Annotated in this window: 21 protein-coding genes; 12 read left to right on the top strand and 9 right to left on the bottom strand. The window is 74.6% G+C overall.

Annotated elements, in window-relative coordinates; translation table 11 throughout:
* Positions 1 to 64: 64 nt before the first annotated feature.
* From ACFXMG_RS03450 to ACFXMG_RS03435, 4 genes are all read left to right on the top strand, one after another.
* Complete coding sequence (locus ACFXMG_RS03450; RefSeq protein WP_383825495.1) at positions 65 to 1,159, top strand: chemotaxis protein; 1,095 nt, start codon at positions 65 to 67, stop codon at positions 1,157 to 1,159.
* 121 nt (positions 1,160 to 1,280) lie between these two features.
* On the top strand, positions 1,281 to 1,826 hold the full coding sequence (locus ACFXMG_RS03445) for a MarR family winged helix-turn-helix transcriptional regulator (protein WP_383825492.1): 546 nt from the start codon (positions 1,281 to 1,283) through the stop codon (positions 1,824 to 1,826).
* 132 nt (positions 1,827 to 1,958) lie between these two features.
* Entirely contained in the window at positions 1,959 to 4,034 is a 2,076-nt protein-coding gene (locus ACFXMG_RS03440; protein WP_383825489.1) for an MMPL family transporter, read from the top strand.
* 77 nt (positions 4,035 to 4,111) lie between these two features.
* Positions 4,112 to 5,716 (top strand): SDR family oxidoreductase, encoded by a 1,605-nt coding sequence (locus ACFXMG_RS03435; RefSeq protein ID WP_383825486.1) that lies wholly within the window; start codon positions 4,112 to 4,114, stop codon positions 5,714 to 5,716.
* A 20-nt stretch (positions 5,717 to 5,736) separates the two neighbouring features.
* On the opposite strand, the gene ACFXMG_RS03430 is transcribed toward ACFXMG_RS03435, so the two are convergent.
* On the bottom strand, positions 5,737 to 7,809 hold the full coding sequence (locus ACFXMG_RS03430) for a SpoIIE family protein phosphatase (protein WP_383825483.1): 2,073 nt from the start codon (positions 7,807 to 7,809) through the stop codon (positions 5,737 to 5,739).
* 260 nt (positions 7,810 to 8,069) lie between these two features.
* Between ACFXMG_RS03430 and ACFXMG_RS03425 the strand changes: the two genes are divergently transcribed.
* A complete protein-coding gene (locus ACFXMG_RS03425; RefSeq protein WP_383825480.1) occupies positions 8,070 to 8,834 on the top strand; it encodes a D-Ala-D-Ala carboxypeptidase family metallohydrolase in 765 nt (254 codons plus the stop codon).
* Positions 8,835 to 8,910: 76 nt separating this feature from the next.
* On the opposite strand, the gene ACFXMG_RS03420 is transcribed toward ACFXMG_RS03425, so the two are convergent.
* The 5 genes from ACFXMG_RS03420 to ACFXMG_RS03400 all read right to left on the bottom strand — a co-directional run bounded on the left by ACFXMG_RS03420 (position 8,911) and on the right by ACFXMG_RS03400 (position 14,611).
* The gene (locus ACFXMG_RS03420; RefSeq protein ID WP_383825478.1) at positions 8,911 to 9,447 is read right to left on the bottom strand and encodes an NUDIX hydrolase family protein; all 537 of its coding nucleotides are present in this window, start codon (positions 9,445 to 9,447) and stop codon (positions 8,911 to 8,913) included.
* Between the two features lie 153 nt (positions 9,448 to 9,600).
* The gene (locus ACFXMG_RS03415; RefSeq protein WP_383825475.1) at positions 9,601 to 10,443 is read right to left on the bottom strand and encodes a carbohydrate ABC transporter permease; all 843 of its coding nucleotides are present in this window, start codon (positions 10,441 to 10,443) and stop codon (positions 9,601 to 9,603) included.
* Positions 10,443 to 11,789 (bottom strand): ABC transporter permease subunit, encoded by a 1,347-nt coding sequence (locus tag ACFXMG_RS03410; RefSeq protein WP_383825472.1) that lies wholly within the window; start codon positions 11,787 to 11,789, stop codon positions 10,443 to 10,445. Before ACFXMG_RS03410 ends, ACFXMG_RS03415 begins: the two co-directional genes overlap by 1 nt.
* A 12-nt stretch (positions 11,790 to 11,801) precedes the next feature.
* Positions 11,802 to 13,133 (bottom strand): ABC transporter substrate-binding protein, encoded by a 1,332-nt coding sequence (locus ACFXMG_RS03405; protein ID WP_383825469.1) that lies wholly within the window; start codon positions 13,131 to 13,133, stop codon positions 11,802 to 11,804.
* 179 nt (positions 13,134 to 13,312) lie between these two features.
* A complete protein-coding gene (locus tag ACFXMG_RS03400; RefSeq protein WP_383825466.1) occupies positions 13,313 to 14,611 on the bottom strand; it encodes an ABC transporter substrate-binding protein in 1,299 nt (432 codons plus the stop codon).
* 166 nt (positions 14,612 to 14,777) lie between these two features.
* Here ACFXMG_RS03400 and ACFXMG_RS03395 point away from each other — a divergent pair, with 166 nt between their 5' ends.
* The 3 genes from ACFXMG_RS03395 to ACFXMG_RS03385 are packed head-to-tail and all read left to right on the top strand — an operon-like array spanning position 14,778 to position 18,432.
* The gene (locus ACFXMG_RS03395) at positions 14,778 to 15,284 is read left to right on the top strand and encodes a PadR family transcriptional regulator (protein WP_383825464.1); all 507 of its coding nucleotides are present in this window, start codon (positions 14,778 to 14,780) and stop codon (positions 15,282 to 15,284) included.
* The gene (locus ACFXMG_RS03390; protein WP_383825461.1) at positions 15,281 to 16,054 is read left to right on the top strand and encodes an ABC transporter ATP-binding protein; all 774 of its coding nucleotides are present in this window, start codon (positions 15,281 to 15,283) and stop codon (positions 16,052 to 16,054) included. Before ACFXMG_RS03395 ends, ACFXMG_RS03390 begins: the two co-directional genes overlap by 4 nt.
* Positions 16,055 to 16,089: 35 nt before the next feature.
* Positions 16,090 to 18,432, top strand: a complete 2,343-nt coding sequence (locus ACFXMG_RS03385) for an FtsX-like permease family protein (protein ID WP_383825458.1) — start codon at positions 16,090 to 16,092, stop codon at positions 18,430 to 18,432.
* A gap of 102 nt (positions 18,433 to 18,534) precedes the next feature.
* Here ACFXMG_RS03385 and ACFXMG_RS03380 read toward each other — a convergent pair whose 3' ends face one another.
* Entirely contained in the window at positions 18,535 to 19,548 is a 1,014-nt protein-coding gene (locus tag ACFXMG_RS03380; protein ID WP_383820527.1) for a zinc-binding dehydrogenase, read from the bottom strand.
* A gap of 122 nt (positions 19,549 to 19,670) precedes the next feature.
* Here ACFXMG_RS03380 and ACFXMG_RS03375 point away from each other — a divergent pair, with 122 nt between their 5' ends.
* The 3 genes from ACFXMG_RS03375 to ACFXMG_RS03365 all read left to right on the top strand — a co-directional run bounded on the left by ACFXMG_RS03375 (position 19,671) and on the right by ACFXMG_RS03365 (position 21,795).
* On the top strand, positions 19,671 to 20,267 hold the full coding sequence (locus ACFXMG_RS03375) for a TetR/AcrR family transcriptional regulator (protein ID WP_383820530.1): 597 nt from the start codon (positions 19,671 to 19,673) through the stop codon (positions 20,265 to 20,267).
* Positions 20,268 to 20,304: 37 nt separating this feature from the next.
* Complete coding sequence (locus ACFXMG_RS03370; RefSeq protein WP_384338849.1) at positions 20,305 to 21,240, top strand: ADP-ribosylglycohydrolase family protein; 936 nt, start codon at positions 20,305 to 20,307, stop codon at positions 21,238 to 21,240.
* 108 nt (positions 21,241 to 21,348) lie between these two features.
* On the top strand, positions 21,349 to 21,795 hold the full coding sequence (locus tag ACFXMG_RS03365; protein ID WP_383820535.1) for an SRPBCC family protein: 447 nt from the start codon (positions 21,349 to 21,351) through the stop codon (positions 21,793 to 21,795).
* 41 nt (positions 21,796 to 21,836) lie between these two features.
* Here ACFXMG_RS03365 and ACFXMG_RS03360 read toward each other — a convergent pair whose 3' ends face one another.
* Positions 21,837 to 22,982 carry an AI-2E family transporter gene (locus ACFXMG_RS03360; RefSeq protein ID WP_383820538.1) on the bottom strand — a complete coding sequence of 382 codons (1,146 nt, stop codon included), beginning with the start codon at positions 22,980 to 22,982 and terminating at the stop codon, positions 21,837 to 21,839.
* Between the two features lie 139 nt (positions 22,983 to 23,121).
* Between ACFXMG_RS03360 and ACFXMG_RS03355 the strand changes: the two genes are divergently transcribed.
* A complete protein-coding gene (locus tag ACFXMG_RS03355) occupies positions 23,122 to 23,640 on the top strand; it encodes an amphi-Trp domain-containing protein (RefSeq protein WP_383820540.1) in 519 nt (172 codons plus the stop codon).
* A 46-nt stretch (positions 23,641 to 23,686) separates the two neighbouring features.
* On the opposite strand, the gene ACFXMG_RS03350 is transcribed toward ACFXMG_RS03355, so the two are convergent.
* Positions 23,687 to 25,105, bottom strand: a complete 1,419-nt coding sequence (locus ACFXMG_RS03350; RefSeq protein ID WP_383820543.1) for a lamin tail domain-containing protein — start codon at positions 25,103 to 25,105, stop codon at positions 23,687 to 23,689.
* Positions 25,106 to 25,259 lie beyond the last annotated feature (154 nt).

Below are 25,259 nucleotides of genomic sequence, written 5' to 3'. Positions count from 1 at the left end.
CCCCCCCGCATCTCGTTCCCCCGTCCCACCTCCCCTCGTTCCCCGCACCACAGGAAGGCCCTCCATGGACCCCGTGCTCAGCAGTGAGGTGCTCGCGAAGCTGCGTCAGCCCCGGCCGTACCCGGCCGTCTCGCTGGTGATGCCCACGCACCGCCGCGAACCGGACAACGCCCAGGACCCGGTGCGCCTGCGCAACCTGCTCTCCGAGGCCGAGAAGACGCTCACCGGCGACCCGGACGTGCCGCGCGAGCGGCGGCTCGACATCCTCGACCAGCTGAGCCGCGCCGCCGCCGAGATCGACCTCGCGCACGCCGAGGACGGCCTGGTCATCTACGCCGCGCAGGGCGAGTACCAGGTGTGGTCGCTGCCCCGGACGGTGCCCGAGCGGGTGGTCCTCGCGGACACCTTCCTCACCCGGAACCTCGTCGCCGCCCGCGCCGCCGAACGGCCCTACTGGGCCCTCGCCGTCGCCGCCGACCGCGTCTCGCTGTGGAGCGGGGACCCCGAGCGGGCCGCCGAGTCCACGCGGGACGGCTTCCCGCTGACCCGCAGCCTGGAGGACCCGGACGTCGAACGGAAGGAGCGGATCGGCGACGTCCCCAGCACCTTCCAGGACGAGGCCACCCGCCAGTTCCTGCGTGAGGCGCACGCGAAGCTGCGGGCCGTCCTCGCCGCCGAACCCCGCCCGCTGTACGTCCTCGGCTCCGCCGCGGCCCTCGCCCTCCTGGAGGAGCTGGGCCCGCTCGCCCCCGACACCGTCGCCGTCCCGCACGGCGGTCTCGCCGACGGACCGGCCGCCGCCGTGCACGCCGCCGTCGAGCCCTCCCGCGCCGACCGCGCGGCCGCCGCCGTCAGGTCGGTCGCCGCCGACCTCGACGCGGCCCGTGGCCGGCGCGAGTTCGCCGGCGGCATCGACGAGGTGTGGCGGGCGGCCAAGGACGGCCGGGCGCGGCTCGTCGCCGTCGAGGACGACTACCGGACGGTCGTACGCGAGGTGGGCGACCACCTGGAACCGGCCGAGGCGGGCGACTTCGGCGCCCGGGACGACATGGTCGACGAGATCGTCGAGCGGGCCCTGGACACGGGCGCCGAGGTGCGGTTTGTCCCCGGCGGCTCGCTGGACGGCCAGGGGCGCATCGCCGCCGTCCTGCGCTACTGATGCCGTTCGCCGTACGCGGCTGCCGTTGCCGTTGCCGTTGCCGTTCGCCGTTCGCCGCTTGCGGCTCGCAGGGCCGGGACGCTCACGCCGAGCATCCCGGCCCGCTGTATACGCTGATCACGTGGCCAGCGGACAGGGGGAGCGCGAAGTGCGGGACGGTCAGAGCGCTCAAGGCGGCCAGAGCGGTCAGAGCGGCCAGAGCGGTCGGGGCGGCGACGTCGGGCTCTACCGGTTCGCCGTGGCGCTGCGCCGTACCCTCGGCGAGGTCAACCGCGTCGCCCACGACTTCGCCGCCGACCAGCGCCTGCACCCCACCGACGTCCAGGCCCTCTCGTTCGTCCTCGACCACGAGGGCCCCGTCACTCCCGGTCTGCTCCGCACCCATCTGGGGCTGACCTCGGGCGCCGTCACCGCCTGTCTGGACCGGCTGGAGAAGGCCGGGCACATCCGGCGGACCCGGGGGAGCGCCGACCGGCGCGTGGTGCACGTCGAGTACGCCGAGGGCGCCAAGAACGTCGCCCGCGACCACTTCCGGCCGCTGGCCGAGGCGACCGCGAAGGCGCGCGAGCGGTTCGACGAGGACGAACTCGCCACGGTGTTGCGGTTCCTGGACGCCCTCAACGCCGAACTCGCCGCACTCGCCGAACAGCGCCCGCCCCGACACTGAGCCCCTCGTCCCCGCGACGCCCTCCCCGCGTGCTTCAATGTGCCGCGAAGTCTCTCAATCATTGAGATTGTTTTCGATCGAGATATCGGGGGACGGACCGTGGACCGAGCCCTCACACCCCCGGGAGCCCCCATGCCCGCCGCAGCCCCGCGCTGGACGCGCCGACTGCTGCCCCTGCTGCTCGTCGTCGTCTGGCTCGTCATCGGCGGCGCCCTCGGCCCGTACGCGGGCCGCCTCGGCGAGGTCGCCACCAACGACCAGGCCGCGTTCCTGCCCCGCAGTGCCGAGTCCACCCGGGTCCTGGAGGAGCAGGAGGCGTTCCGGCAGGAGGAGACGCTGCCCGCGATCGTCGTCTGGACCTCCGCCGACGGCGGCCCGCTCGCCCCGACCGCCGCCGCCGACGCGACCCGGTCCCTGGCCGGACTCGGCGGCACGCCGGGCGTCGTCGGAGCCCCCTCGCCCGCCGTGCCGTCCGAGGACGGCGAGGCCCTGCGGGCCGTCGTCCAGCTCCAGCCCGGCCTCGGCGACGAACTCCCCGCCGTGCTCGACCGGATCGAGACCGCCGCCGACACGGTCGCGGGCACCGACACCTGGCTCGGCGGCCCCGCCGCCAGCCGGGCCGACCTCTCCGACGCCTTCGCCGGGATCGACGGCATCCTCCTCGCGGTGGCCCTGGTGACGGTCCTCGTGATCCTGCTGCTCGTGTACCGGAGCGTCCTGCTGCCGCTGGTGATCATCATTGGGGCGGTGTTCGCGCTGGGACTGGCCTGCGCCGTCGTGTACGTCCTCGCCGACCACGACATCGTCCGCGTCGACGGGCAGGTGCAGGGCATCCTCTCCATCCTCGTCATCGGCGCCGCCACCGACTACGCCCTGCTGCTCGCCGCCCGCTACCGCGAGGAGCTCGGCGCCCGCGGCGGAGCCGACCGCACGGCCGCCATGCGCGCCGCGCTCAAGCAGTCCGCCGGACCCGTCACCGCCAGCGCCGCGACCGTCGGCCTCGGCCTGCTCGCCCTCCTCCTCAGCGATCTCACCAACAACCGCGCCCTCGGCCCCGTCGGCGCCATCGGCATCGCCTGCGCCGTCCTGAGCGCCCTCACCTTCCTCCCCGCCGCCCTGGTCCTCCTCGGCCGGGCCGCCTACTGGCCCGCCCGTCCCAAGGCCGACGAGGCGCACCCGCTCTGGCGCCGGATCGCCGACTTCGTCGACCGCTCCCCGCGCCGTCTGTGGGCCGGCTCCCTCGCCGCTCTCCTGGTGTGCTCCGCCTTCTCCCTCACGCTCGACTCCAAGGGCGTCCCCTTCGACGAGATCTTCGTCAAGGACGCGCCGTCCGTCGCCGCCCAGGAGCGGCTGGCCGCGCACTTCCCCGGCGGCGCGGGCAACCCCGCCGTCGTCATCGCCGACGCCGGCTCCGCCGACCGCGTCCGCACGGCCGCCGAGGACGTCGACGGCGTCGCCTCCGCCACCGTCGCCACCACCCCGCCCCCAGGACCCGCCACCCCGCTCGTCGCCGACGGGCGCGCCCGGATCGACGTCACTCTCGACGCCCCCGCCGACAGCGACGCGGCCAAGGAGACCGTGGCCCGGCTGCGTACCGCCCTCCACGCCGTGCCCGGCGCGGACGCCCTCGTCGGCGGCACCACCGCCCAGCAGTACGACACCCGCCTGACCGCCGAACGCGACCGCGCGCTCATCGTCCCCGTCGTCCTCGGGATCATCCTGCTGATCCTCGTCGGACTGCTCCGCTCGCTGCTGCTGCCGCTGCTCCTGGTGGCCACCGTCGCCCTGAACTTCGCCGCCACCCTCGGCGTCGCCGCGCTCGTCTTCGAGCACGTCCTCGGCTTCACCGGCACCGATCCCGCCGTGCCCCTGTACGGCTTCGTCTTCCTGGTCGCCCTCGGCGTCGACTACAACATCTTCCTGATGTCCCGGGTCCGCGAGGAGGCCGCCCTGCACGGCACCCGGGAGGGCATCCGGCGCGGTCTCGTCGCGACCGGCGGCGTCATCACCTCCGCCGGCGTCGTCCTCGCCGCCACCTTCGCGGCCCTCGGCGTCATCCCGCTCGCCTTCCTCGTCCAGATCGCCTTCATCGTCGCCTTCGGCGTCCTCCTCGACACCCTGGTCGTCCGCTCCCTCCTCGTCCCCGCCCTCGTCCGGGACCTCGGCCCCCGGGTCTGGTGGCCGGGAGCCCTCCGCCACCGCCCCTGACGCATCCGACCGGACGGGCGGGCGGGAAGGGAAGGGCGAGGGTTTACCCCTCCCCGCCCGCACGGAACGGAAGTGCCATGGCCTCAGCATCCGCGTCCCAGCCCCCGCCGCCGTCCCCGGACCGGCCGCAGACCCGGCCACAGACCCAGGCCCAGGCACACGGCGCGCCGCCGCCCGGGGCCCTGTGCCTGGTCACCGGGGCCGGCGGCTACATCGGCGGGCGTCTGGTGCCGGAGCTCCTGGACCACGGCTTCCGCGTCCGCTGCCTCGCCCGGACCCCCTCCCACCTGCGGGACTTCCCCTGGACGGGGCGTACGGAGATCCTCCGGGGCGACGTCACCGACGCGGAGAGCCTGCGGGCGGCCCTGCGCGGCGTCGACATCGCCTACTACCTCGTCCACTCCATGACCTCGACCGCCGACTTCGAGACCCGGGACCGGCGGGCCGCCCACACCTTCGCCGCCGAGGCGCGGGCCGCCGGAGTGCGCCGGATCGTGTACCTCGGCGGCCTGACCCCGGAGGGCGTACCGCCCGGCGAGCTCTCCCCGCACCTGCGCTCGCGCACCGAGGTCGGCCGCGTCCTGCTCGCGTCCGGCGTGCCCACCACCGTCCTGCGGGCGGCCGTCGTCATCGGCTCGGGCTCCGCCTCCTTCGAGATGCTCCGCCACCTCACCGAGCGCCTCCCGGTGATGGTGACCCCCAGCTGGGTCGGCACCCGCGTCCAGCCCATCGCCGTCCGCGACGTCCTGCGCCTGCTCGTCGGCAGCGCCCGCATGCCGCGGGAGGTCAGCCGCGCCTTCGACATCGGCGGGCCCGACATCCTCACGTACCGCGAGATGATGAACCGGTACGCGGCCGTCGCCGGGCTCCCGCGCCGGCTGATCCTCCCCGTCCCCGTCCTCACCCCGCGCCTCTCCAGCCTCTGGATCGGCCTGGTCACCCCCGTACCGGCGGCCCTCGCCCGCCCGCTGGCCGAATCCCTCCGCCACGAGGTGGTGTGCGCCGAGCGCGACATCGACCGGTACGTCCCCGGGCCGCCCGGCGGTCCCGTCCCCTTCGACGAGGCGCTCTCCCTCGCCCTGAAGCGGGTCCACGACGCGCACGTGACGACCCGCTGGTCCTCCGCCGCCCACCCCGGGGCCCCCAGCGACCCGCTGCCCACCGACCCCGACTGGGCGGGCGGCAGCCTCTACACCGACGAACGCGAGCGCGTCGTCCACGCGGACCCCGCCACCCTCTGGCGGGTCGTCGAGGGCGTCGGCGGTGAGAACGGCTGGTACTCCTTCCGGCTCGCCTGGGCCGTCCGGGGCCGCGTCGACCGGCTCACCGGCGGCGCCGGACTGCACCGGGGCCGCCGCGACGCCCACCGGCTCCGCGTCGGCGACGCCCTCGACTTCTGGCGCGTCGAGGAGGTCGAGCCCGGCCGCCTGCTCCGGCTGCGCGCCGAGATGCGCCTCCCGGGCCTCGCCTGGCTCGAAATGCGCGTCACGCCCACCTCCGACGGCCACGCCCGCTACCACCAGCGGGCCCTCTTCCACCCCCACGGCCTGGCCGGACACCTCTACTGGCGGGCCATCGCCCCCTTCCACACGGCGATCTTCGGCACCATGGCCGGCAACATCGCCCGCACCGCGGAAAGCGCACCCGCACCGCGGGCCGTCGACCCGGCCGTACGGCCCTGATTCCGGCCGCGCGGGGCCCGTCAGGGTTCCTCGTCCACCCGGAAGGCCAGCATCGCCGTGTCGTCGCGGTGGTCGGAGAGGCCCTGGAGGAGGCGGAGGAGGTCGGGGAGGGACCGGCGGCGGCACAGCGTGGCCTCGGCGGCCAGGCGGCGCTGGCCCTCGTCGATGGCGGCCGACGGGGTCTCGATGAGCCCGTCGGTGTACAGCAGCAGGGTGTCGCCGGGGAGCAGGACGTGGGTGTGGGTCGTACGGAGGAGGTCCGAGGCCACGCAGAGCGGCGGGTCCGCCGCGCCGGGGAGGAAGCGGGCGTCGCCGTGCGCGGGGACGACCAGCGGCGGCGGGTGACCCGCGTTGGACCAGGTCAGCCGCCACGCACCGTCCGCGCGACGGCGGAGGGCCGCGTGCAGGGCGGTGGCCAGCGGGGCCGTGCCCAGGCCCGCGGAGACCTGGTCGAGGCGGTCCAGGACCGCGTCCGGCGTGGCGTCCGGGCCGCCCGCGTAGGCCAGCGCCCGCAGCATGCTGCGCATCTGGCCCATCGCCGTCGCCGCCGTCAGGTCGTGGCCCGCCACGTCCCCGATGTCGAGGACGAGCGTGCCGTCGGGGAGCGTGAAGGCGTCGTACCAGTCCCCGCCGATCTCCCCGCTGGAGCTGGCCGGCTGGTAGCGCGCGGCCAGCGTCCCGCCCCGCACCGACGGCGGCTCGGTCAGGTGCGCCCGCTGGAGGCCGAGGGCGGTGCGGCGCGCCCGCTGGAGGTCCAGGACCTTGCGGATCGGGCGCTGGGCGTGGTGCAGCACCTCCCGCAGGAGTTCGGTCTCGGCCGGGCCGGGGAGGGGCGTGTCGCCGTTGCTGCTGGTGGCGGCGTACCCGAGGACGAGGTCCTCGACGATCAGGGGGATCAGGGTGAGGCTGGTGGCGCCCGAGGCGTGCAGCCAGCGCTCGCTGACCGTCGGGATCAGTCCGGGCGGCACGCGCGTGCCGGGCTCCAGCCGGAAGGTGACCGGCTCCCTGCGGTCGAGCACCTCCCGGACCGCGGCCGTCACCGCCACCCGCTGACCGCGCAGCGCGGGCGGCGCCGGAAGCCCGGGGCGGGTCGCGGACGCGATGCGGCGCGCCGTCACCCCGGCGTGGTCCGGCAGCGGCCACTCGTCGTGCGAGAGCAGCAGGATCAGGCAGGCGTCCGTGAGCTCCGGCACCACGACCTTCACCACCTCGGCGAACGCCTCCGGCAGACTCGCCCCCGACACCGCCGCGACCTGCCCCAGCAGCCGCTCGCGCAGCTGCGTGCCCCAGGCGTCCTCGACGTCGGCGGTGGCCGCCACCCACTCGCTGATGCTGCCGTCGCGCAGGACCGGCACGGAGCGGGTGGTCAGATGCCGGTACGAGCCGTCCTCCGCCCGCACCCGGAACGTCGCCTCGAACACCCCAGGCCGCCCGTCCCCGCCCCCGTCCCCGCCCGCCGCCCTCCGCCACGCCCCGCTCAGCTTCTCCCGGTCGCGCGGGTGGATGCGCGCGTACCAGCCCGCGTCGGCGCGCGGATGCCAGGGCGCGCCCGTCAGCTGCTCCCAGCCGGGGACGATCTCCTCCATGGACCCGTCGGCGCCCATCACCCACACCATCTGCGAGAGCGCCGAGACGAGCGCCTCGTACCGCTGGAGCGTCAGCGTCTCGGCCGTGGTGTCCATGGCCAGGACGAGGATCCCGGGGCCCTGCTCGGTGGTGACCGCGCTGCACGAGTACACGAAGTGCCGGGCCTGCCCCGGCGCCCCGGGGTCGGTCCGCCGCTCGCCGACGACCTGCCGGGCCCGCCCCGTGTCCCGTACCGAGTCGAGCACGGCCAGGAACCGGTGCCCGTCCGGGTCCGGGAACGCGGCCCGCGCGGGCAGCCCGATCCGCCGGGGGCCGAAGAGCCGGGTGAACGCGGAGTTCGTGTAGAGCAGCCGCCCCTCCGGCCCCGCCAGCACGGCCACGGCGGCGACGGTCCCGTCGAACATGCGCGGATCGATCGGCAGCCCGTCCCCGGCCGCGCCCGCGCTGACGCGCCCCGACATGCCCGCCCCCGGGCCCGCGCCGACGCCGTCTCCGTCCTCGGGCACGCCCGTTCCGGGCCCGTCCGGCCCTCCGGTGCTCTCGCCGCCCTTCACGCTCTCATCATCACGGCGCGGACGGATCCCGGCCCGTCGCGGGGCGGGCGGCGGACGGCGTTCCGGCATGGTTGACGCGCGTCGACCCGACGGGCCAGGCTGTCCTCCCGACAGGTTCTCTGACAGATGCATGACAGGAATGCGCCGGTTCGGTGGAGTCGCCGTGCCGCCGTGCTCTGGCTCATGCGCCCGTTGAGGTGGAGGCCCGCACGATGTCCCTGCACGCCCGCGCACCCCTTTCCCCCGCGTCCCCCGTGTCCAGACTCCTGCTCACCCTCGTCCTGCTGGTCGCCGGTCTCGCCGGCGTCGTCGCCGGTGCGGGCCCCGCCCGCGCCGACGGCTGTTACACGTGGTCGCGCACCCTCTCCCAGGGCGCGACCGGAGCCGACGTCACCCAGCTCCAGATCCGCGTCGCCGGCTACCCCGGCTACGGCGGGGTCCTCGACATCGACGGCTCCTACGGCCCGGCCACCACCGCCGCGGTGACCCGCTTCCAGTCCGCCTACGGCCTCGCAGCCGACGGCGTCGCCGGGCCCGCGACCTTCAGCAAGCTGTACGCCCTCCAGGACGACGACTGCACCCCGATCCACTTCAGCTACGCCGAGCTGAACGACTGCAACAGCACCTGGGCCGGCGGGGCCGTCAGCGCCGCCACCGCCAAGTCCAACGCCCTGCGCACGATGTGGAAGCTGGAGGCCCTCCGGCACGCCCTCGGTGACCAGTCCATCCGGGTGACCAGCGGCTTCCGCAGCACCGCCTGCAACGACGCCGTCGGCGGCGCCAGTTCCAGCCGCCACCTCTACGGGGACGCCGCCGACCTCGGCGCGGGTCCGCACTCCCTCTGCCGCCTCGCCCAGCAGGCCCGTAACCACGGCTTCAACGGCATCCTCGGCCCGGGCTACGCCGGCCACTCCGACCACGCCCACCTGGACCACCGCCCCAGTCGCTTCTGGTCCGCCTCCTCCTGCGGCATCTGACCACGGGATCCGGCCGCTTCACGCACCACGGCCCGGCCGCGCGAGCGCGCGACCGGGCCGTCGTACGTGCCGAGGGTCAGTACGTGACCCCCACATGAGCCAGCGCCTGCTTCAGGAGGACGCCGTGGCCGCCGGGCATCTCGCTCTGGACGGCGAGGGAGGCGGCCTCGTGGGGGGCGAACCAGACGAGGTCGAGGGCGTCCTGGCGGGGGCGGCAGTCGCCGCTGACCGGGACGATGTAGGCGAGCGAGACGGCGTGCTGGCGGGGGTCGTGGAAGGGGGTGATGCCCGCGGTCGGGAAGTACTCGGCGACCGTGAAGGGCTGGAGGGAGGCGGGCACGCGCGGGAGGGCGACCGGGCCCAGGTCCTTCTCCAGGTGCCGCAGCAGGGCGTCGCGTACCCGCTCGTGGTGCATCACGCGTCCGGAGACGAGCGTGCGGTTGATCGTTCCGTCGGCGCCGATGCGGAGCAGCAGTCCGATGCTCGTGACCTCGCCGCTGTCGTCCACCCGTACGGGAACCGCGTCGACGTAGAGGATCGGCATCCGGGCGCGGGCCGTGTCCAGCTCGTCCGAGCTCATCCAGCCGGGCGTGGTCTCAGTCATGTCAGACATCGCCTGATCATACTTTCCGCCAGGCCCGGGCGGCTGCGATTCCGGCATCCGCCGTTCGGGTGACACCTCCGGCCGGCGACCTCACAGGCGGCACCACCGGCGAGTGGGGCGTCCGGCAGGACCTCGGTGCCTGCTGACGCCCCCTCCCGGGGCCTACTTCACCGATCCGGCCATCACCCCCTGCACGAAGTGCTTCTGGAAGGCGAAGAACACCACCAGCGGCACGGCCAGGGAGAGGAACGCCCCCGGCGCGAGGACGCCGATGTTGCTGCCGAACTGGCGCATCTGCGACTGGAGCGCCACCGTCAGCGGCTGGGACTCGCCGTCGGCGAAGAGCAGGGCCACCAGCATGTCGTTCCAGACCCACAGGAACTGGAAGATCGCCAGGCTGGCGAGCGCCGGCTTTCCCAGCGGCAGGACGAGCCCCCGGAAGATCCGCCACTCGCCGCCGCCGTCGAGGCGGGCGGCCTCCAGCATCTCCCTCGGGATCTCCGCGAAGAAGTTGCGCAGCAGGAAGACGCCGAACGGCAGCCCGTACGCGACGTGGAAGAGGACGACGCCGGCCACCGTCCCGAACAGCCCGACCGCGCCGAACAGTTTGGCCACCGGCAGCAGACCGATCTGGACCGGCACGACCAACAGGCCGACGACCACGAGGAAGAGGGCGTCCCGGCCGGGGAACTCCAGCCAGGCGAAGGCGTATCCGGCGAGCGCCGACACGCCGACGACGAGGAGGGTGGTCGGGACCGAGATCAGGACGGTGTTCCAGAACGCCTGGACGATGCCCGAATCCTCCAGCAGGGCACGGTAGTTGTCGAAGGACAGCTGGGAGGGGTCGGTGAAGGCCGTCCACCAGCCGTCCGACGCGTTGTCCCGCTCCGAGCGCATCGAGGAGAGAAGGAGCCCGGCGAGCGGGGTGATCCAGACGAGGGCGACCAGGGCGAGCAGGCACTGCACCGCCGTGCTCCCCAGCCATCGCGTGAGCGTTCGCCCCATCACGAGCCCCCCTTCCGGAAGCGCCGGATGTTGAAGACCATCGCCGGGACGACGAGCAGGAGGAGCAGCACGCTGAGGGCGCTGCCGAGCCCCTGGTCGTTGCCGCCGCCGAAGGAGACCAGCCACATCCGGGTGGCCAGCACGTTCGCCTCCTCCTGCACCGGGCCCGGGGCGATGACGTAGACGAGGTCGAAGACCTTCATCACGTTGATGACCAGGGTCACGAAGACGACGGTGAGGACGGGGGCGAGCAGTGGCACGGTGATGCGGCGGAAGATCTGCCGTTCGTTCGCGCCGTCGACCCGGGCCGCCTCCAGGACGTCACGGGGGAGGGCGGCGAGCCCCGCCCCGATCAGCACCATGGAGAAGCCGGTCCACACCCACAGGTAGGCGCCGATGATCGCCGGGGTGACGAGGGCCGGGCCGAGCCAGTCGACGCCGCCGTACCCGGCGGCGAAGTTGGCGGCCGGCACCCGCAGCCGGTACGTCCCGTCGCCGAGCCCGTCGAGGCGGAAGGTGCCGTCGGCGGCCGTCCGCGCGGACGCCACCGTCGCGCCGTCCCGGACCGCCTCGACGGTCATCCCGGGCAGCCCCTTCTCCTGGGCGTCGACGACCCAGGGCCGACCGCCGGTCCCGGGCGTGAAGTCCAGGTACACGGTCCCGGACAGGCCGTCCGGCGCGGGCTCCGGGGCCCGCGCCGGCTGCGTACCCGCCGGTACGGCTCCGGGGGCGACCCCGACGAAGGGCAGCACGGCGACGGAGCCGGACCGCAGCTCCCCGGTCGTGTACCCGACGGCGGGGCCGCCGGTGAGACCCCGGCCGTCCCGGGCGCGGGCGGTCGGGTAGGGCGACGGTTCGTCGAAGGCGTCGTGGACGCCCACCACGACCGCGTTGAGGACGCCCCGGTCGGGATCCTGCTCGTACGCGAGGCGGAAGACGATGCCCGCGGCGAGGAAGGAGACGGCCATCGGCAGGAAGAGGACGAGCTTGAACGCCGTCGCCCAGCGGACCTTCTCGGTGAGCACGGCCAGCACCAGGCCGAGCCCGGTGAGCAGCGCGGGGGCGACCACCACCCAGATCGCGCTGTTGCGGAGCGCCTTCAGCGTGGCCGGGTCCCGCACCATCTCCACGTAGTTGTCCGCGCCGACGAACCGGTCGCCGCCCGCGTCGAAGAGGCTGCGGCCGACGGAGAAGACGACCGGGTAGGCGACGAGCGCGCCGAGGAGCAGGAGGGCGGGCAGGGCGAAGGCGGCGCCGAGGAGCCGCCTTCTGCGCTGGGCGCGGCGCCGCGGGTCCGCCGCGGCGCGCGCCTTCGGGTGCCGGTCCCTGAGGGACTGCCGTTCCATGGCGGGCGGACCTCAGTTCCCGTACGCCTTGGCCGCCGCGGCCTCCAGGGCGGCCGCGGTCCGCTTCGGGTCCGACGGGTCGCGGAGGAAGTCCTGGAGCAGCTTCCACTCGCCGGCGCCCTTGGTGCCGCCGAAGGCGGCGGGTGCCTGGTCGGACATGTCGAAGCGGACCGAGTCGCCCGCGGCGACGAGCGAGGCGGCAGTGGCCCGCGCGGTGTCGTCCGCGTACGCCTCCGGCTTCACGTCCTTGTTGGGGGAGAGGAAGCCTCCGGCCCCGGCCCACACGGCGGCGGCCTCCGGGGTGGCGAGGTACTCCAGGAAGCGCATCCCGGCGTCCTTGTTCTTCGCGTCCTTGAGGACGACGGCCGCGTCGCCGCCGCTGACCACGGGCGCCTTCCCGGAGCCCACCGCCGGGAACGGGAAGAACTTCGCGTCCTCGCCGGGCTTCCTGCCGAACTCGTCCTTGGCGACGCCTCCGACGAAGTCCCCCTCGTACACGAGGGCCGCCTTGGGCTCGGGCCCGAAGACCTTCTCCACGGAGCCGGGGAAGTCGGTCCGCAGCGCCTCGGCGGCTCCGCCCGCGACCAGCCGCTCGTCCTTGAACACCTCGGCGAGGGTGGTGAGCGCGGTGACGACGCTGGGGTCGGTCCACTTCAGCTCGTGGCGGGCGAGCAGGTCGTACTTCTCCGGGCCCGCCTGCGACAGGTAGACGTTCTCGAACCAGTCGGTGAGGGTCCAGCCGTCCTCGCCGGCGACGGCGAAGGCGGGCCGCCCGGAGTCGGCGAGCGTCCGGCCCGCCGCGAGGAGTTCGTCCCAGGTCTTCGGCTCGGTCACCCCGGCCTGCTCCAGGGCGTCGGGGGCGTACCAGACGGTCGACTTGTGCGCGGCCTTGAAGTAGAGGCCGTAGTAGGTGCCGTCGACCGTGCCGTACTCCTTCCAGACCGGCGCCAGGTTTCCGGTGGCGGTGGTGGCGGTCTTCTCGGAGAGCGGCGTGAGCCAGCCCTCCGCGGCGAACTGCTGGAGGACGCCGACCTGGGGGACGAGCACCACGTCGGGGGCGTTGCCGCCCTCGATCTTGCTGCCGACGAAGGTGGAGACGTTGTCGCCGGAGGGGACGAAGACGGTCTTGGCGCCGGTCTTCGCGCTGAACGCGTCGAGGACCTTCTTGAAGTTCTTCTGCTCGCTGCCGGTCCACACGCCGGCGACGGTGACGGTCGTGCCGCTGAGCTCGCCCCCGGACGCGGGGTCGTCCCCGCTCCCGCAGGCGGTGGCGGTGAGGGCGAGGGTGAGCGCCGCGGAGAGCGCGGCGGCGGCGCGGAGGGTGGTGAGGGAGGGTCGTCGCATGGTCGTCCTTCCTTCGCTTCGATGCCTACATGTTAAGTAGCGGCGACGAAAGCGTGTCAACGGTGCCGACCCAACATGCTTGATTCCCCGCCCACTTGGGCACGTGAAAGGGAGAACGGAAAGCCCCTCTACCTAACGCGTAGGTAGAGGGGGCAGAGGAAGGAGAGGTGTCCGTGGCGTCAGGAACCCGCGGGGTCCGCCGTGTCGCGCCCGTCGTGCGGGATCGCCGCCAGCTCGCGCGTCAGCCGCCGCACCCCCTCCTCCGGCGAGGTCCGCAGCGCCAGCACGTCCTGCGCGACCGCCTGCACCGCCAGGCTCACCTGGTCGTACCGCGCGCTCTTCGGCCGCGGCACCGCCGCCAGCACGCTCTCCCGCAGGATCGGCAGATACGGGTGCGCCGCCACCAGCTCCGGATCCGTGTACAGCGAGGCCCGCACCGGCGGCAGCGACCCCCGCGTCAGCACCCGCCGCTGCACCCGCTCGCTCGTCAGGTACGCGAGGAAGTCGGCGGCCGTCGCCGGGTGCCGCGACCGCGCCGACACCGCCAGATTAGAACCGCCCAGCACGCTCGTGCCCGGACCGTACGGCCCCGGCAGCGGCGCCGCCTCGAACCGCCCCGCCACCCCCGACCCGGGCCGCGCCGCGTCCGCGTACACGTACGGCCAGTTCCGCAGGAACAGCAGCCGGCCCTCCTCGAACGCCGCCTTCGACTCCTCCTCCTTGAACCGCAGCGCCTCCTCCGGGATCCACCCCTCCCGCACCCCGCCCGCCAGGAACGACAGCGCCGCCCGCGCCGCGTCCGAGTCCACCCCGACCCGCGCGCCCTCCTCGCGCAGCACCGTCCCGCCCGCCGACTGGATCGCCTCCGTCACGTTCACCGTCAGCCCCTCGTACGGCAGGAACTGCCCCGCGTAGCCGCCCAGTCCGTGCTCCGGCGCCAGCGTCCGCGCCAGCCGCGCCAGGTCCGCCCAGGTCCGCGGCGGCCGCTCGCCCGCCGCGTCCAGCACGTCCTTGCGGTAGTACAGCAAGCCGGCGTTGGTCACGTACGGCACCGCGTACAGCCGCCCCCGGAACGTCGCCGTGTCCACCACCGGCGGCAGGAACGCCGCCAGGTCGAACCGCCCCCGCTCCAGCGGCGCGATCAGCCCCGCCGCCGCGAACTCCGACGTCCACGCCACATCGATGTTCAGCACGTCGAACCGGCTGCTCCCGGAGCGCAGCTCGCTCAGCATCTGCGCCCGCGTCTCGTCCGCCGAGTCCGGCAGCTCGACCAGCGACACCGGCTCCGCCGGCCGCCGCGCGTTCCACTCCTCCACCAGCGGCGCCAGATAGTCCGTGAGGTCCCCGGCCGTCACGAACGTCAGCGCGCCCCGCCCGCCGGCCGCCCCCGCCCCGCCCTTCGGAGCACCCCCGACACACCCCGCCAGGAGCACCGCCACCACCAGCGCGCCCCTCGACACGGACTGTACCCACCCCATGCGTTCCTCCCGGACGTGGTGCCGAACGCGACGCCCCATCGTGGCAGACGCACCGCGAGCCCCATCGGTGATACTGGTCCGGCGGACCAGGCGACCGCCGGTCCACCGGCCCCCCGGGCCGCCACCACCGGGCCGGGAACGGCGCACGACACAGAAGGGGGAGCGCGTGCGGCAGCAGCTGCTGGCACTCCTCACCCGGGGCCCCGCCCACGGCTACGAGCTCAAGCAGGGCCTTGAACAACTCCTCGGCTCCGCCTACCCTCAGCCCAACGTCGGCCAGGTCTACGTGACCCTCGGCCGGCTGGAGAAGAGCGGACTCATCGAGGGCGAGGACGTCGAACAGACGGGCCGCCCCAACAAGCGGATCTACCGCCTGACGGACGCCGGACGGGAGGCCGTCGCCGCGTGGTTCGAGGACACCACCGACGAACCGCGGGTGCGCGACGGGTTCTTCATGAAACTCGCCCTCGCCCCCCTCTCCGGACTCGCCGACCCGATCGCCCTCATCAACCGGCAGCGGCGGCAGCACCTCAACACCATGCGCAGCCTCTCCCGGCTCGCCGTCGGCGAGGACCGCGACAACAAGATCGCCCAACTCCTCATCGAGGGCGCCATGCTGCACCTCCAGGCCGACCTCGACTGGCTGGAGCGCTGTCAGGAGGAGCTCGAATGACCGACCAGGGGACCGCCGCCGGACCGCCCCCGCCGGGCGCCCTCGTGCACGCCGAGGGCCTCACCAAGACCCACCGCGGCGACCGCGCCCCCGTCCACGCCGTCCGCGGCGTCGACCTCACGATCCGCGCGGGCGAGTTCGTCGCCGTCACCGGCCCCTCCGGAGCCGGCAAGTCCACCCTCCTCCACCTCGTCGGCGGCCTCGAACGCCCCGACACCGGCCGCCTGTGGATCGGCGGCGAACGCGTCGACGGACACGGCGAGGCCCGCTGGGCCGTCCTGCGCCGCCGCAGCGTCGGCATCGTCTTCCAGTTCTTCAACCTCGTCTCCCACCTCACCGTCGCCGACAACGTCGAACTCCCCGCCCTCCTCGCCGGAGCCTCCCCCCGCGCCGCCCGCGCGAGCCGCGACGAACTCCTCGCCGAACTCGGCCTCCACGGAAGGGAGAACGCCCTCCCCGGCGCCCTCTCCGGCGGCGAACAGCAGCGCGTCGCCCTCGCCCGCGCCCTCGTCAACCAGCCCGCGCTCCTCCTCGCCGACGAACCCGCCGGAAGCCTCGACAGCAAGGGCACCCGCGACGTCCTGCGCCTCCTCGCCCGCTTCCACGCCCGCGGCCAGACCATCCTCATGGTCACCCACGACGCCCGGATGGCGAGCGCCGCCGACCGCGTCATCAGCTTCTTCGACGGCCGGATCGCCGACGACGCCACCCTCGGCGGACCCGCCCCCACCCGCCCGGGGGTGACCGGCGTGCTCGACCTGAAGGACTGAACCGGACAGCGAGACCGAGGCACGGAGGAGAGCGCATGCGGGCGACCTGGCGGTGGGTCCACTCCGACCTCCGCACCCACCGGGGCGAAGCCCTCTTCGCCGTGCTCGCCAGCGCCGGCGTCATCGCCTCCCTCCTCCTCGCCGCCGCCCTGCTCAGCTACGCCGTCAGCCCCTGGCAGCGCGTCTTCAACCAGTCCCAGGGCAGCCACGTCTGGCTCCACGGCCGCGACGGACAGGACGGCTTCGACCCCGCCGCCCTCACCCCGCTCGCCTCTCTCGACGAGGTCGACGCCCTCTCCGGCCCCTACCGGACCGCCGCCGCCACCCTGGAGACCGGCGGGACCCGCGCCGGAGTCGTCCTGCGCGCCACCGGCACCCGCCCGCCCGACACCGCCCGCCCCCTGCTCACCTCCGGCCGCTGGCTCACCGCCGGGACCCGGCAGGACCAGATCGTGCTGGAGCGCACCCTCGCCCGCACCCTGTGGGCCGAACCCGGCGAGACGGTCACCGTCACCCTGACCGGCCGCCACGGCCCCACCACCCGCACCCTGCGCGTCGCCGGCGTCGCCGAGACCGCCGAGCCCCGCTACCGCGAGGGCCAGGGCAACGGCGTCGGCTGGATCCTCCCCGACACCCTCGACCGGCTCGCCCCCGCCGCCACCGGACAGAGCGTCGGACTGCGCCTCAAGGACCCCGACGACACCGACTACGCCGTCCAGCGCGCCGTCACCCTCCTCGGCGCCGAACGGATCGACCAGGTCACCACCTGGCAGCAGGCCAAGGCCGACCTCGGCGGCGACGACCGGCTCCTCGGCCAGATCTTCGCCGCCTTCGGCCTCGCCGCCCTCCTCGCCGCGGCCGTCGCCGTCGCCGGCGCGGTCCGCGCCCGGATCAGGGGACAGGCCGGCGACATCGCCGTCCTCAAGGCCATCGGCTTCACCCCCGGCCAGGTGATCCGAGGCTTCCTCCTCCAACACCTCGGCTTCGCCGTCGCCGGAGCGGGACTCGGCACCGCGGCCACCCTCGCCTGCGGCCGGTGGATCCCCGGCCGCATCGGCGACGCCGTCGCCCTCTGGCCCCGCATGCCCGGCCACCGGACCGCCGTCGTCGGCGTCCCCGTCGCCGCCGTCCTCCTCATCGCCGCCGCCACCGCCCTCGCCGCCTGGCGGGCCGGACGCGTCCCCCCGGTCCCCGCCGCCCGCTCCGCCCACCCCGCCGCCCGCCCGCTCTCCGCCCTCGGCCGCCGCGCCCTCGGACTCCGCCTCTCCCCGGTCCTCGTCCTCGGCTGGCGCTCCGCCTTCACCGCGCCCGGCCGCGCCCGGGCCCTCGGCGCCACGGCCCGCCTCGCCCTCCCCATCGCCCTGATGACCGTGGCCCTCGTCGCCTGGTCGACCCTCGGCCAGTTCCGTACCGACCCCGCCCGCATGGGCCGCGCCGCCGCCCTCACCGTCCGCACCGAACAACCCCGGCCCGCCGACGACCTCACCGCCACGCTCGAAGCCGTCCCGGGCGTCGCCGACGCCGTCCCCGGCGCCGAGTTCCTCGCCCTCGTCCCCGGCCAGACCGGCACCATCACCCTGCGCGGCCTCGGCACCCCCGACGACCCCTACCCCCACACGATCGCCGAGGGACGCGCCCCCGCGGGCCCCGACGAGGCCGTCGCGGGCCAGGGCCTCCTCGACCTCCTCGGCGTACGCGTGGGGGAGTGGGTCCGCATGACGGTCGGCGGCCGCCCGCAGATCCTGCACCTCGTCGGCCGCAGCATCGAACCCGACCACGGCGGCCGGGTCGTCGCCACCACCCTCGACATGCTCCGCGACGCCGCGCCCGGCCTCCGGCCCGCCTTCCACGCCCTCGTCCTGCACCCCGGCGCCGACCACCGGCGGACCGCCACGGCCGTCGCCGCGGCCGCCGACGGACGCGTCGAGATCCGGGGCACGGCCGACCCGGCGGACGGCGAGGACGCCCCCAGAGGCGTCCTCGCCGCACTCGCCGCGGTCCTCGCCCTGATCGCCCTCGTCGAACTGCTCACCCTGATCGGCACAGGGGTACGCGACCGGGTGCGCGACCTGCTCGCCCTCAGGGCCATCGGCCTGACCCCGCGGCAGATCGGCGCCGTCGTCGTCACCTCGGCCGCCCTCACCGCCCTGGCCGCCGCCGCCCTCGGCACGGCCGCCGGCGCGGCCCTCGGACACCGCCTCGTCGACGCCGAGGCCGCCGCGACCGGCCTCGGCGCGGGCGTCGCCCGCCTGCCCGACCCCCTCCTCCTGGCCGCCCTGGTCCTCGCCGTCACCACGACCGGCGCCCTCGCGGCCCTGGCCCCGGCCGTCCGCACGGCCCGGCGCCGCCTCGTCGACTCGGCGGGCGAGACGCTGTAGGCCCCGGGGGGCTGGTGGATGTGGATGTGGAAGGGCCCGCGCCGTCCAGGGGTGGGGACGGCGCGGGCCCGGTTCAAAGGCGCCCGGTCAAGGGCGTTCGCGTCAGGGGCGCAGGATCAGCCGGATCGGGTCGCCGGTCTTGTTCTCCAGGCGCTCCACGGCCTCGGCGGCCTGGGCGAGCGGGAACGCGCCGCTGATCGAGCCGGAGAAGTCGAGGCGCCCGCCCTGGACGAGGGAGAGCAGTTGCGGCAGCGCCACCGGCATGTCGGAGCCGTAGTGACCGAGGATCCGGTGCTGGAGGTAGTTGAACCGGGTGCTGTTGGGGACGGTGAGCCCCTTGTCGGTCATCCCGACCAGGACCAGGCGGCCCTTGGGCGCGAGGACCGACAGCGCCTGCGCGTGGACGGCCGGTACGCCGGCGAAGTCGAAGGCGGCGGCGAGTCCCGCCCCGCCGGTCACCTCGCCGATGCGCGCGCGCAGCTCCGGGTCGGCCGGGTCGAGCGCCAGGTCCGCGCCGTGGGCGAGGGCACGCTCGCGGGCCATCGGGTTCGGGTCGAGCGCGACGACCGGGCAGGCGCCGACGGCCCGCAGGAGCTGGACCGCGTGGACGCCGAGCCCGCCGACGCCCCAGACGCCGACCGCCTCGGCGGGCTTCACCGCGCCGGTGACGGTGATGGCCCCCCACGGGGTGGAGACCGCGTCCGGGATGATCGCGCCCTGGTCGAAGGGGATCGCGTCGGGCAGCCCGGTGAGGGCGTCCTCGGCGGAGAGCGCGTACTCGGCCCAGCCGCCGTCGTAGTCCACGCCGCGGGTGTACGTGACGCCGTCGCGGACCTCGCCCGCGTAGAGCACGACCCGCTGCCCCGGGGTCCAGCGGGTGACACCGGGACCGGTCTCGGCGATGGTGCCGGAGACCTCGTGGCCGAGCGTGACCGTGTCGCCGGCCAGCAGCGGCGGGGTGAGGGTGCCGTCGATCAGGTGGACGTCCGACAGGCAGACGCCCGCGGCCTCCACCTTCACGAGCACCTGGCCGGGACCGGGCACCGGCTTGGCCACCTCCTCGATCCGCAGGGTGCGGCTGGGGACATGCAGCCGGGCGGCGAGCATCTGCTCCATGACGTGACCTCCTTGGCACGACGGCGACCCGGGGTCCGGGACCCCTTAACGCAAGTCGCCTTGCAATGAAACGTACGTCCGTCGCTCACGTAAAGCAAGTAGTCCTGCGTTAGGCTCCGCCCATGGCCCCCGACGAGCAGTCCGTCCCGCCCTTGCGCCGCCGCGGCGCCCGCATGCGCTCCGCCGTCCTCGCCGCCACCGTGGACGTCCTCACGGAACACGGCCTCACCGGCACCACCGTCAGCGCCGTCGCCCGCGCCGCCGGCGTCCACGAGACCTCCCTCTACCGGCGCTGGGGGACCCGCGAGAACCTGATCCTGGAGGCCCTGACCGAGCAGCTCGACACGCAGATGCCCCTCCCGGACACCGGCCACGTCCGCACCGACCTCGTCACCTACTTCGGCACCCTGGCCCGCCTCCTCGCGACCCCCCAGGGCGAGGCCCTGCTCCGCCTCAGCGTCGAACGCGACGACACCCTGCCGGACCGCCGCCTCGCCCACTGGACCGAACGCCTCGAACGCGGCGCCGTCATGGTCCGCCGCGCCGTCGACCGCGGCGAACTCCCCCCGGACACCGACCCCGCCCTCGTCATCGAGACCCTCGCCGGCCCTCTCTTCACCCGCGCCCTCATCAGCGGCGCCCCCCTCGACGAGACCCTCGCCACCCGCCTCGTCGACCTGGTCCTGGGCGGAGCGCTCGCCCCGAAACCGGGTGCTTGAGGGCCGGCCGCGCTGTGATACTGCGGCGATGACCTCCATGTCGACTGATATGCCGACCGCCATGCCGACCGCCATGCCGACTGCCGTACGGGACTCGTTGGAGGGGCTCGCCTTCGGTGACGCCTTCGGCGACCGCTGGTTCGGGATCCTCCGCCGGGAGGGCGAGGCTCCGCTGGAGGCGCGGACGCCGCTGGCCGAGGAGGCGTGGCCCTGGACCGACGACACCGCCCAGGCGCTCGTCCTCGTACGCGAACTCGCCCGGGGCGGCGGCACCGTCGACCAGGACCGCCTCGCCCGCGCCCTCGCGACCGCCTACGCCGACGACACGCACCGCGGCTACGGCGCCTCCATGCACGACGTGCTGCGCCGCATCGGCGCGGGCGAGCCCTGGCGGGCCGTCGTCGCCGGACAGTTCGAGGGGCAGGGATCCTGGGGCAACGGCGCGGCCATGCGCGTCGCCCCGCTCGGCGCCTGGCACGCCGGTGACCTCGACGCGGCGGCGGAGGAGGCCGCCCGCCAGGCCGTCGTCTCCCACCACCACCCCGAAGCGGTCGCCGGAGCCGTGGCCGTCGCCGTCGCCGCCGCGCTGGCGACCCGAGGCCGGGACGCCGCCGCCCCGGCGCGCCCCGACTTCCTCCGGGCCGTCGCCGAACGCCTCCCGGAGAGCGACGTCCGGTCCGGCGTCCGGATCGCCGCCCGCATGCCCGGCCGCACCTCGGTCCGGCACGCCGCCGAAGTCCTGGGCTCCGGCTACCGCATGTCCGGCCCCGATACCGTCCCGTACGCCCTCTGGTGCGCGGCCGGACACCTCGACGACCTGCACGAGGGCCTCTGGAGCACCGTCGCGGGGCGCGGCGACATCGACACGACCTGCGCCATCGTCGGAGGGGTGATCGCCGCCCGCACGGGCACCGCCGCCCTCCCCGCCGCCTGGCACGCGGCCCGCGAACCCCTCCCGGGCGGGTGCGCGTAGCGCCCTCCGCGAGCGGCGGTGCGTCGAACGCGTCGGAGTCGGACGACCTGTGACGATGGGTCCGTTCGTCCGGGTTCTCCGGTTTCTCGCCGTGGAGAGGGAGTCGTCATGTCCGGTCAGTTCGAGGCGACCGTCGAGGTCGACCGGCCCGTAGACGAGGTGTTCGCGTACCTCGCCGACGGGCGCAACGACCCGCGGTTCAGCCCCCGGGTGCTCCGGATCGAACGGATCCCCGAGGGCCCGACCGGCGTCGGCACCGTCTTCCGCAGCACGGTCAAGGACGCCGGCATGAAGACCGGCCGCACCTTCCGGATCACCGCCTTCGAACCGCCCCGGACGCTGCGCTGGGCCGAGGAGTCCAAGAACCTCGTCACGGCGAGCCGCGGCGGCTACGACCTGGAGCCCCTGCCGGACGGCCGCACCCGCGTCCGTATCCACAACGTCCTGGAGGGCCACGGCCTGGGCAGACTCCTCGTCGGCTTCGCCCTCAGCGCCGCCCGCAAGGACGCCCCCGCCTTCGGGCAGCGCATCAAGGCGGCGATCGAGGCGTCCTGAGCGTCCTGACGGGGTGCTCGCGTGGGGCTTCGCCGCCCGCGTCATCCCGCCCCGGCCTCGCCCGTGCCGCTGTCGGCTTCGCCCGTACGGCCCTGGGCCTCGTCCGTACGGCCTAGGGGTTCGTCCGTACGGCCCCGGGCCACCCGTAGCGCCGAGTACACCGACCACACCACCGACACCAGGGGCACCGCCACCACCGCCCCGACGATGCCGGCCGCGATCGAGCCGGCGATCACCGAGATCGCGACCACCAGCGGGTGGAGCCGTACCGCCCAGCTCATCACCAGCGGGTGCAGGACGTGCCCTTCGATCTGGCCGATGACGACGATCAGGGCCACGACGAGGCCCGCCACCAGAGGGCCCTTCGCCGCCAGCGCCACCACGGCGGCCACCGCCAGGGCGATGGGCGAACCGATCAGCGGGACGAACGCGGCGGCGAATTCGAGGAGGGCCAGCGGGACGGCGAGGGGTACGCCGAGGAGCCACAGCGCGACGCCGACGAGGACCGCGTTCACGGCGGCGACCAGCACGATCCCGTGGGTGTACCCCGTGAACGTACGCCACGCCGCCCGGCCGCCGACCGCCACCCGCTCCCGCACCGACACCGGCAGCTGCCCCTGGAACCACGCCCACTGGCGGTCCCCGGAGTGGATGAAGAACACGGACGCGAACACCGCGAGGGCCAGCGTCGTCAGCACCGCCACCACGTGGTGCGCGCCGCTCACCGCCTCGCCGACGAGCGTCGAGCGGTGGCTGGACAGGAACTGACCGATCCTCGCCTCCACGTCCGTCAGGGCCTCGGGGCGGACGTGGAACGGCGGCGCCTCCAGCCACCGCTGGATCCGGTCGACGCCGTCCCGGAACTCCCGCACGAGCGTCGTCCGCTCGCCCGCCACCGCCTCCCCGACCAGCGCCAGCACGCCCAGGACCAGCGCGATCCCGCCGAGGAGGGTGAGGGCCACCGCGAGCGGGCGGGGCAGACCGCGGGCGGCGATGTCCGCGACCGGCCGCAGCAGCGCGGTGACCACGAGCCCGAGGAAGAGGGCCACCCCGATCTCGTGGAACCTGCCGAGCAGGGCGAACAGGGCGTAGACGAGGAGACCGACGACGAGCAGCCGCCACGCGTACGCGGCGGCCGTGCGGAGGAAGGGGGCCACCTGGGGCGGCCCCGCTGACTGCGGCTGCATGGCCGACGGCTACCACCGCGGAGCGCCCCGCCCCCGGCCCGCCGCACCGCGTCCGTCCGAGCTTCACCCGACCAGCGGGTGACCAAGATCGAGAGTATTGTCCGCAATGTACGATCATGCGCGACGACCGGAGGCCGTCATGAAGGACCTGAAGTACGAGCGCAAGCGCTCGCTCTCCCGGGCGGAGGCCGCCGCCCAGCTGTCCGCCCTCGCCGAAGCGCTCCGCAAGGGCGGAGAGGCCGAACTCGATCTGGGCGGGGGCGTCCTGAACCTCCGGATCCCCGACGCACTCGAAGGCGAGATCGAGCTGTCCGTCGAGGACGGCGAGCTGGAGATCGAGGTGGAACTGAAGTGGCCCGTCCGGGGCACCCAGAAGCCCACGGGGGGAGCGGCGAAGCCGGCGGCCAAGAAGGCGTCTGCCAAGAAGGCGGCGACGAAGAAGGCGTCTGCCAAGAAGGCGGTGGCGAAGAAGGCGTCTGCAAAGAAGGCGGCGGCGAAGAAGGCGGTCGCAAAGAAGGCGCCGTCCAAGAAGGCGCCTGCCAAGAAGGCACCCGCCAAGTCCAAGTCCTCATCCAAGTCCAAGTCCTCGCCCAAGTCCTCGGCCAAGCCCTCGTCCTCCGCCGGGAAGGCGCGAAAGGCCCCCGCCAAGCCGTCGTGACAGCTTGGCGGGGGCCGGGGCCGGGGCCGGGTCCGGGGGCCGGGCGTCAGCAGGTGACGGTGCCCCCGCGGAGGGCGTGGCCGCCGGTGTTGGAGTCGTCGGACCAGTAGACGGGCTTGACGCCGGCCACGCACTCGTCGGCACCGGAGAGCGAGAAGCCCTCGTTGTTGAGGTCGGGCATGCCGGAGGGGCGGGCGTACGTGGCGCTGACGGCGAAGGCGCCGGACGCGTCGACCTTCAGCGTCCGGTGCTGCCCGCCGCAGGTGTTGTCGCAGACGGCCCACAGCCGGGACGCCTGCGGCTCCCACTGGACCTCCATGACGCCCGCCATGCCGGTGGCCACCGAGGCGACGCGCGTGAAGGCCCCGGAGTCCCGGAGGACGTACCCGTGGACCGCCCCGGTCCCCTCGACGCCGACGAAGAAGACGCCGCCGCCGTGGGCGCCGTAACCGGCCGGGTCGTAGACGGCGCCGGTCGACGCGTCCTTGAAGCCGGCGGCGGTGAGGGAGGCGTCGGGGACCCAGGTGATCGCCTCGAAACCGGCGTTGGAGCCGGTCGCCGGCAGGTCGGCGGTGAGGTTCCACTCGCGGGTGGCGGTGAGGGTGGAGCCTGTACCGGCGACGTCGTACCGGAGCACGGACAGGCGGCTGGTGCCGGACGCGTCGCCGTTCCGCTCGCTCGCCACGAAGACGCCGCCCGCGGCGCCCGCCCCGGTGACGGTCACGCCCTCGCCGTCGGGCGCGCCGGAGCCGCCGGGGAAGCGCAGGGTCTTGCCGGAGGCCCAGCCGGAGCCCGTGTCGGGGGTCCACCCGCCGGAGCCGTCCCGGACCAGCCGCCACAGCTTCCCGCTGTTCTGCGCGGCCCACAGCACGCCGCCCTCCTGGTGCAGTCCGCTGAGGTCGCCGCCGAAGACGTCCGACGCGTCCGCCGTGGCCACCGCGCTGCCGCCGGGCCAGGCCACCGGCCCCGTACCGCCGCCGGTTCCGCCGCAGCTGTTGGCCGCGCCGAGCGTGACGGCGGCCGCCTTGAACGCTCCGGTGCCGTCGGGGCAGCGGGACCAGGACGGCGAGGAGTGGCCGCTCCAGGTGTGGCTGTCGACGAGGGTGCTGCCGTCGGGCAGGTACAGCCGCGCCTTGTCGCTGGAGCCGAGCCCGAACCTGCCGTGCACGTCGAAGGCCCGGAACGCGCCCGGAGCGAGCTTCGTGCCCGCGGCGATCGTGTACTTCGAGCTGTTGTTGTCGTCCTTGAGGATCCAGCCGGAGACGTCGACCGTCGCGGTGCCCTTGTTGTACAGCTCGATCGAGTCCTCGACGGACCCGGTGGTGACGACCTCGTTGACCCGGATGTCGTCGGCGGGCGCGGCGTGCGCCGGCGCGGCGGTCAGCGCGCCGAGGACGAGCGCCGGTACGGCGGCGAGGGCGAGGGTCAGATCACGGCGCCGGCGGCGTGCACGCGAATCGGTCACGGAAGTCCGTCCTGGAGTTCGAGGGGCAGAGCGCCACGACGCTCGCGGCCGCACCCGAACACCACCACTCCACCCCAGGCGCCCCTCATGAACACCAGCCGAAGGCTTGGATCACTCCCTCGCTTGCCGGACAGCCGCGACCGGCGCCCTTCGG

The organism is Streptomyces sp. NPDC059201 (genome assembly GCF_042754585.1).
GTDB lineage: Bacteria > Actinomycetota > Actinomycetes > Streptomycetales > Streptomycetaceae > Streptomyces.
Note: the sequence above shows the minus strand (reverse complement) of the source record. Positions and strands in the feature narration are given on the sequence as shown.

Bases quoted from the DNA above. Each gene is read 5' to 3' on its own strand.
- ACFXMG_RS03370 (WP_384338849.1), top strand. From the start codon at position 20,305: ATGTCGACTGATATGCCGACCGCCATGCCGACCGCCATGCCGACTGCC.
- ACFXMG_RS03360 (WP_383820538.1), bottom strand. From the start codon at position 22,982: ATGCAGCCGCAGTCAGCGGGGCCGCCCCAGGTGGCCCCCTTCCTCCGC.
- ACFXMG_RS03440 (WP_383825489.1), top strand. From the start codon at position 1,959: ATGCCCGCCGCAGCCCCGCGCTGGACGCGCCGACTGCTGCCCCTGCTG.
- ACFXMG_RS03385 (WP_383825458.1), top strand. From the start codon at position 16,090: ATGCGGGCGACCTGGCGGTGGGTCCACTCCGACCTCCGCACCCACCGG.
- ACFXMG_RS03415 (WP_383825475.1), bottom strand. From the start codon at position 10,443: ATGGGGCGAACGCTCACGCGATGGCTGGGGAGCACGGCGGTGCAGTGC.
- ACFXMG_RS03355 (WP_383820540.1), top strand. From the start codon at position 23,122: ATGAAGGACCTGAAGTACGAGCGCAAGCGCTCGCTCTCCCGGGCGGAG.
- ACFXMG_RS03405 (WP_383825469.1), bottom strand. From the start codon at position 13,133: ATGCGACGACCCTCCCTCACCACCCTCCGCGCCGCCGCCGCGCTCTCC.
- ACFXMG_RS03380 (WP_383820527.1), bottom strand. From the start codon at position 19,548: ATGGAGCAGATGCTCGCCGCCCGGCTGCATGTCCCCAGCCGCACCCTG.
- ACFXMG_RS03365 (WP_383820535.1), top strand. From the start codon at position 21,349: ATGTCCGGTCAGTTCGAGGCGACCGTCGAGGTCGACCGGCCCGTAGAC.
- ACFXMG_RS03420 (WP_383825478.1), bottom strand. From the start codon at position 9,447: ATGTCTGACATGACTGAGACCACGCCCGGCTGGATGAGCTCGGACGAG.
- ACFXMG_RS03400 (WP_383825466.1), bottom strand. From the start codon at position 14,611: ATGGGGTGGGTACAGTCCGTGTCGAGGGGCGCGCTGGTGGTGGCGGTG.
- ACFXMG_RS03390 (WP_383825461.1), top strand. From the start codon at position 15,281: ATGACCGACCAGGGGACCGCCGCCGGACCGCCCCCGCCGGGCGCCCTC.
- ACFXMG_RS03375 (WP_383820530.1), top strand. From the start codon at position 19,671: ATGGCCCCCGACGAGCAGTCCGTCCCGCCCTTGCGCCGCCGCGGCGCC.
- ACFXMG_RS03410 (WP_383825472.1), bottom strand. From the start codon at position 11,789: ATGGAACGGCAGTCCCTCAGGGACCGGCACCCGAAGGCGCGCGCCGCG.
- ACFXMG_RS03450 (WP_383825495.1), top strand. From the start codon at position 65: ATGGACCCCGTGCTCAGCAGTGAGGTGCTCGCGAAGCTGCGTCAGCCC.
- ACFXMG_RS03425 (WP_383825480.1), top strand. From the start codon at position 8,070: ATGTCCCTGCACGCCCGCGCACCCCTTTCCCCCGCGTCCCCCGTGTCC.
- ACFXMG_RS03435 (WP_383825486.1), top strand. From the start codon at position 4,112: ATGGCCTCAGCATCCGCGTCCCAGCCCCCGCCGCCGTCCCCGGACCGG.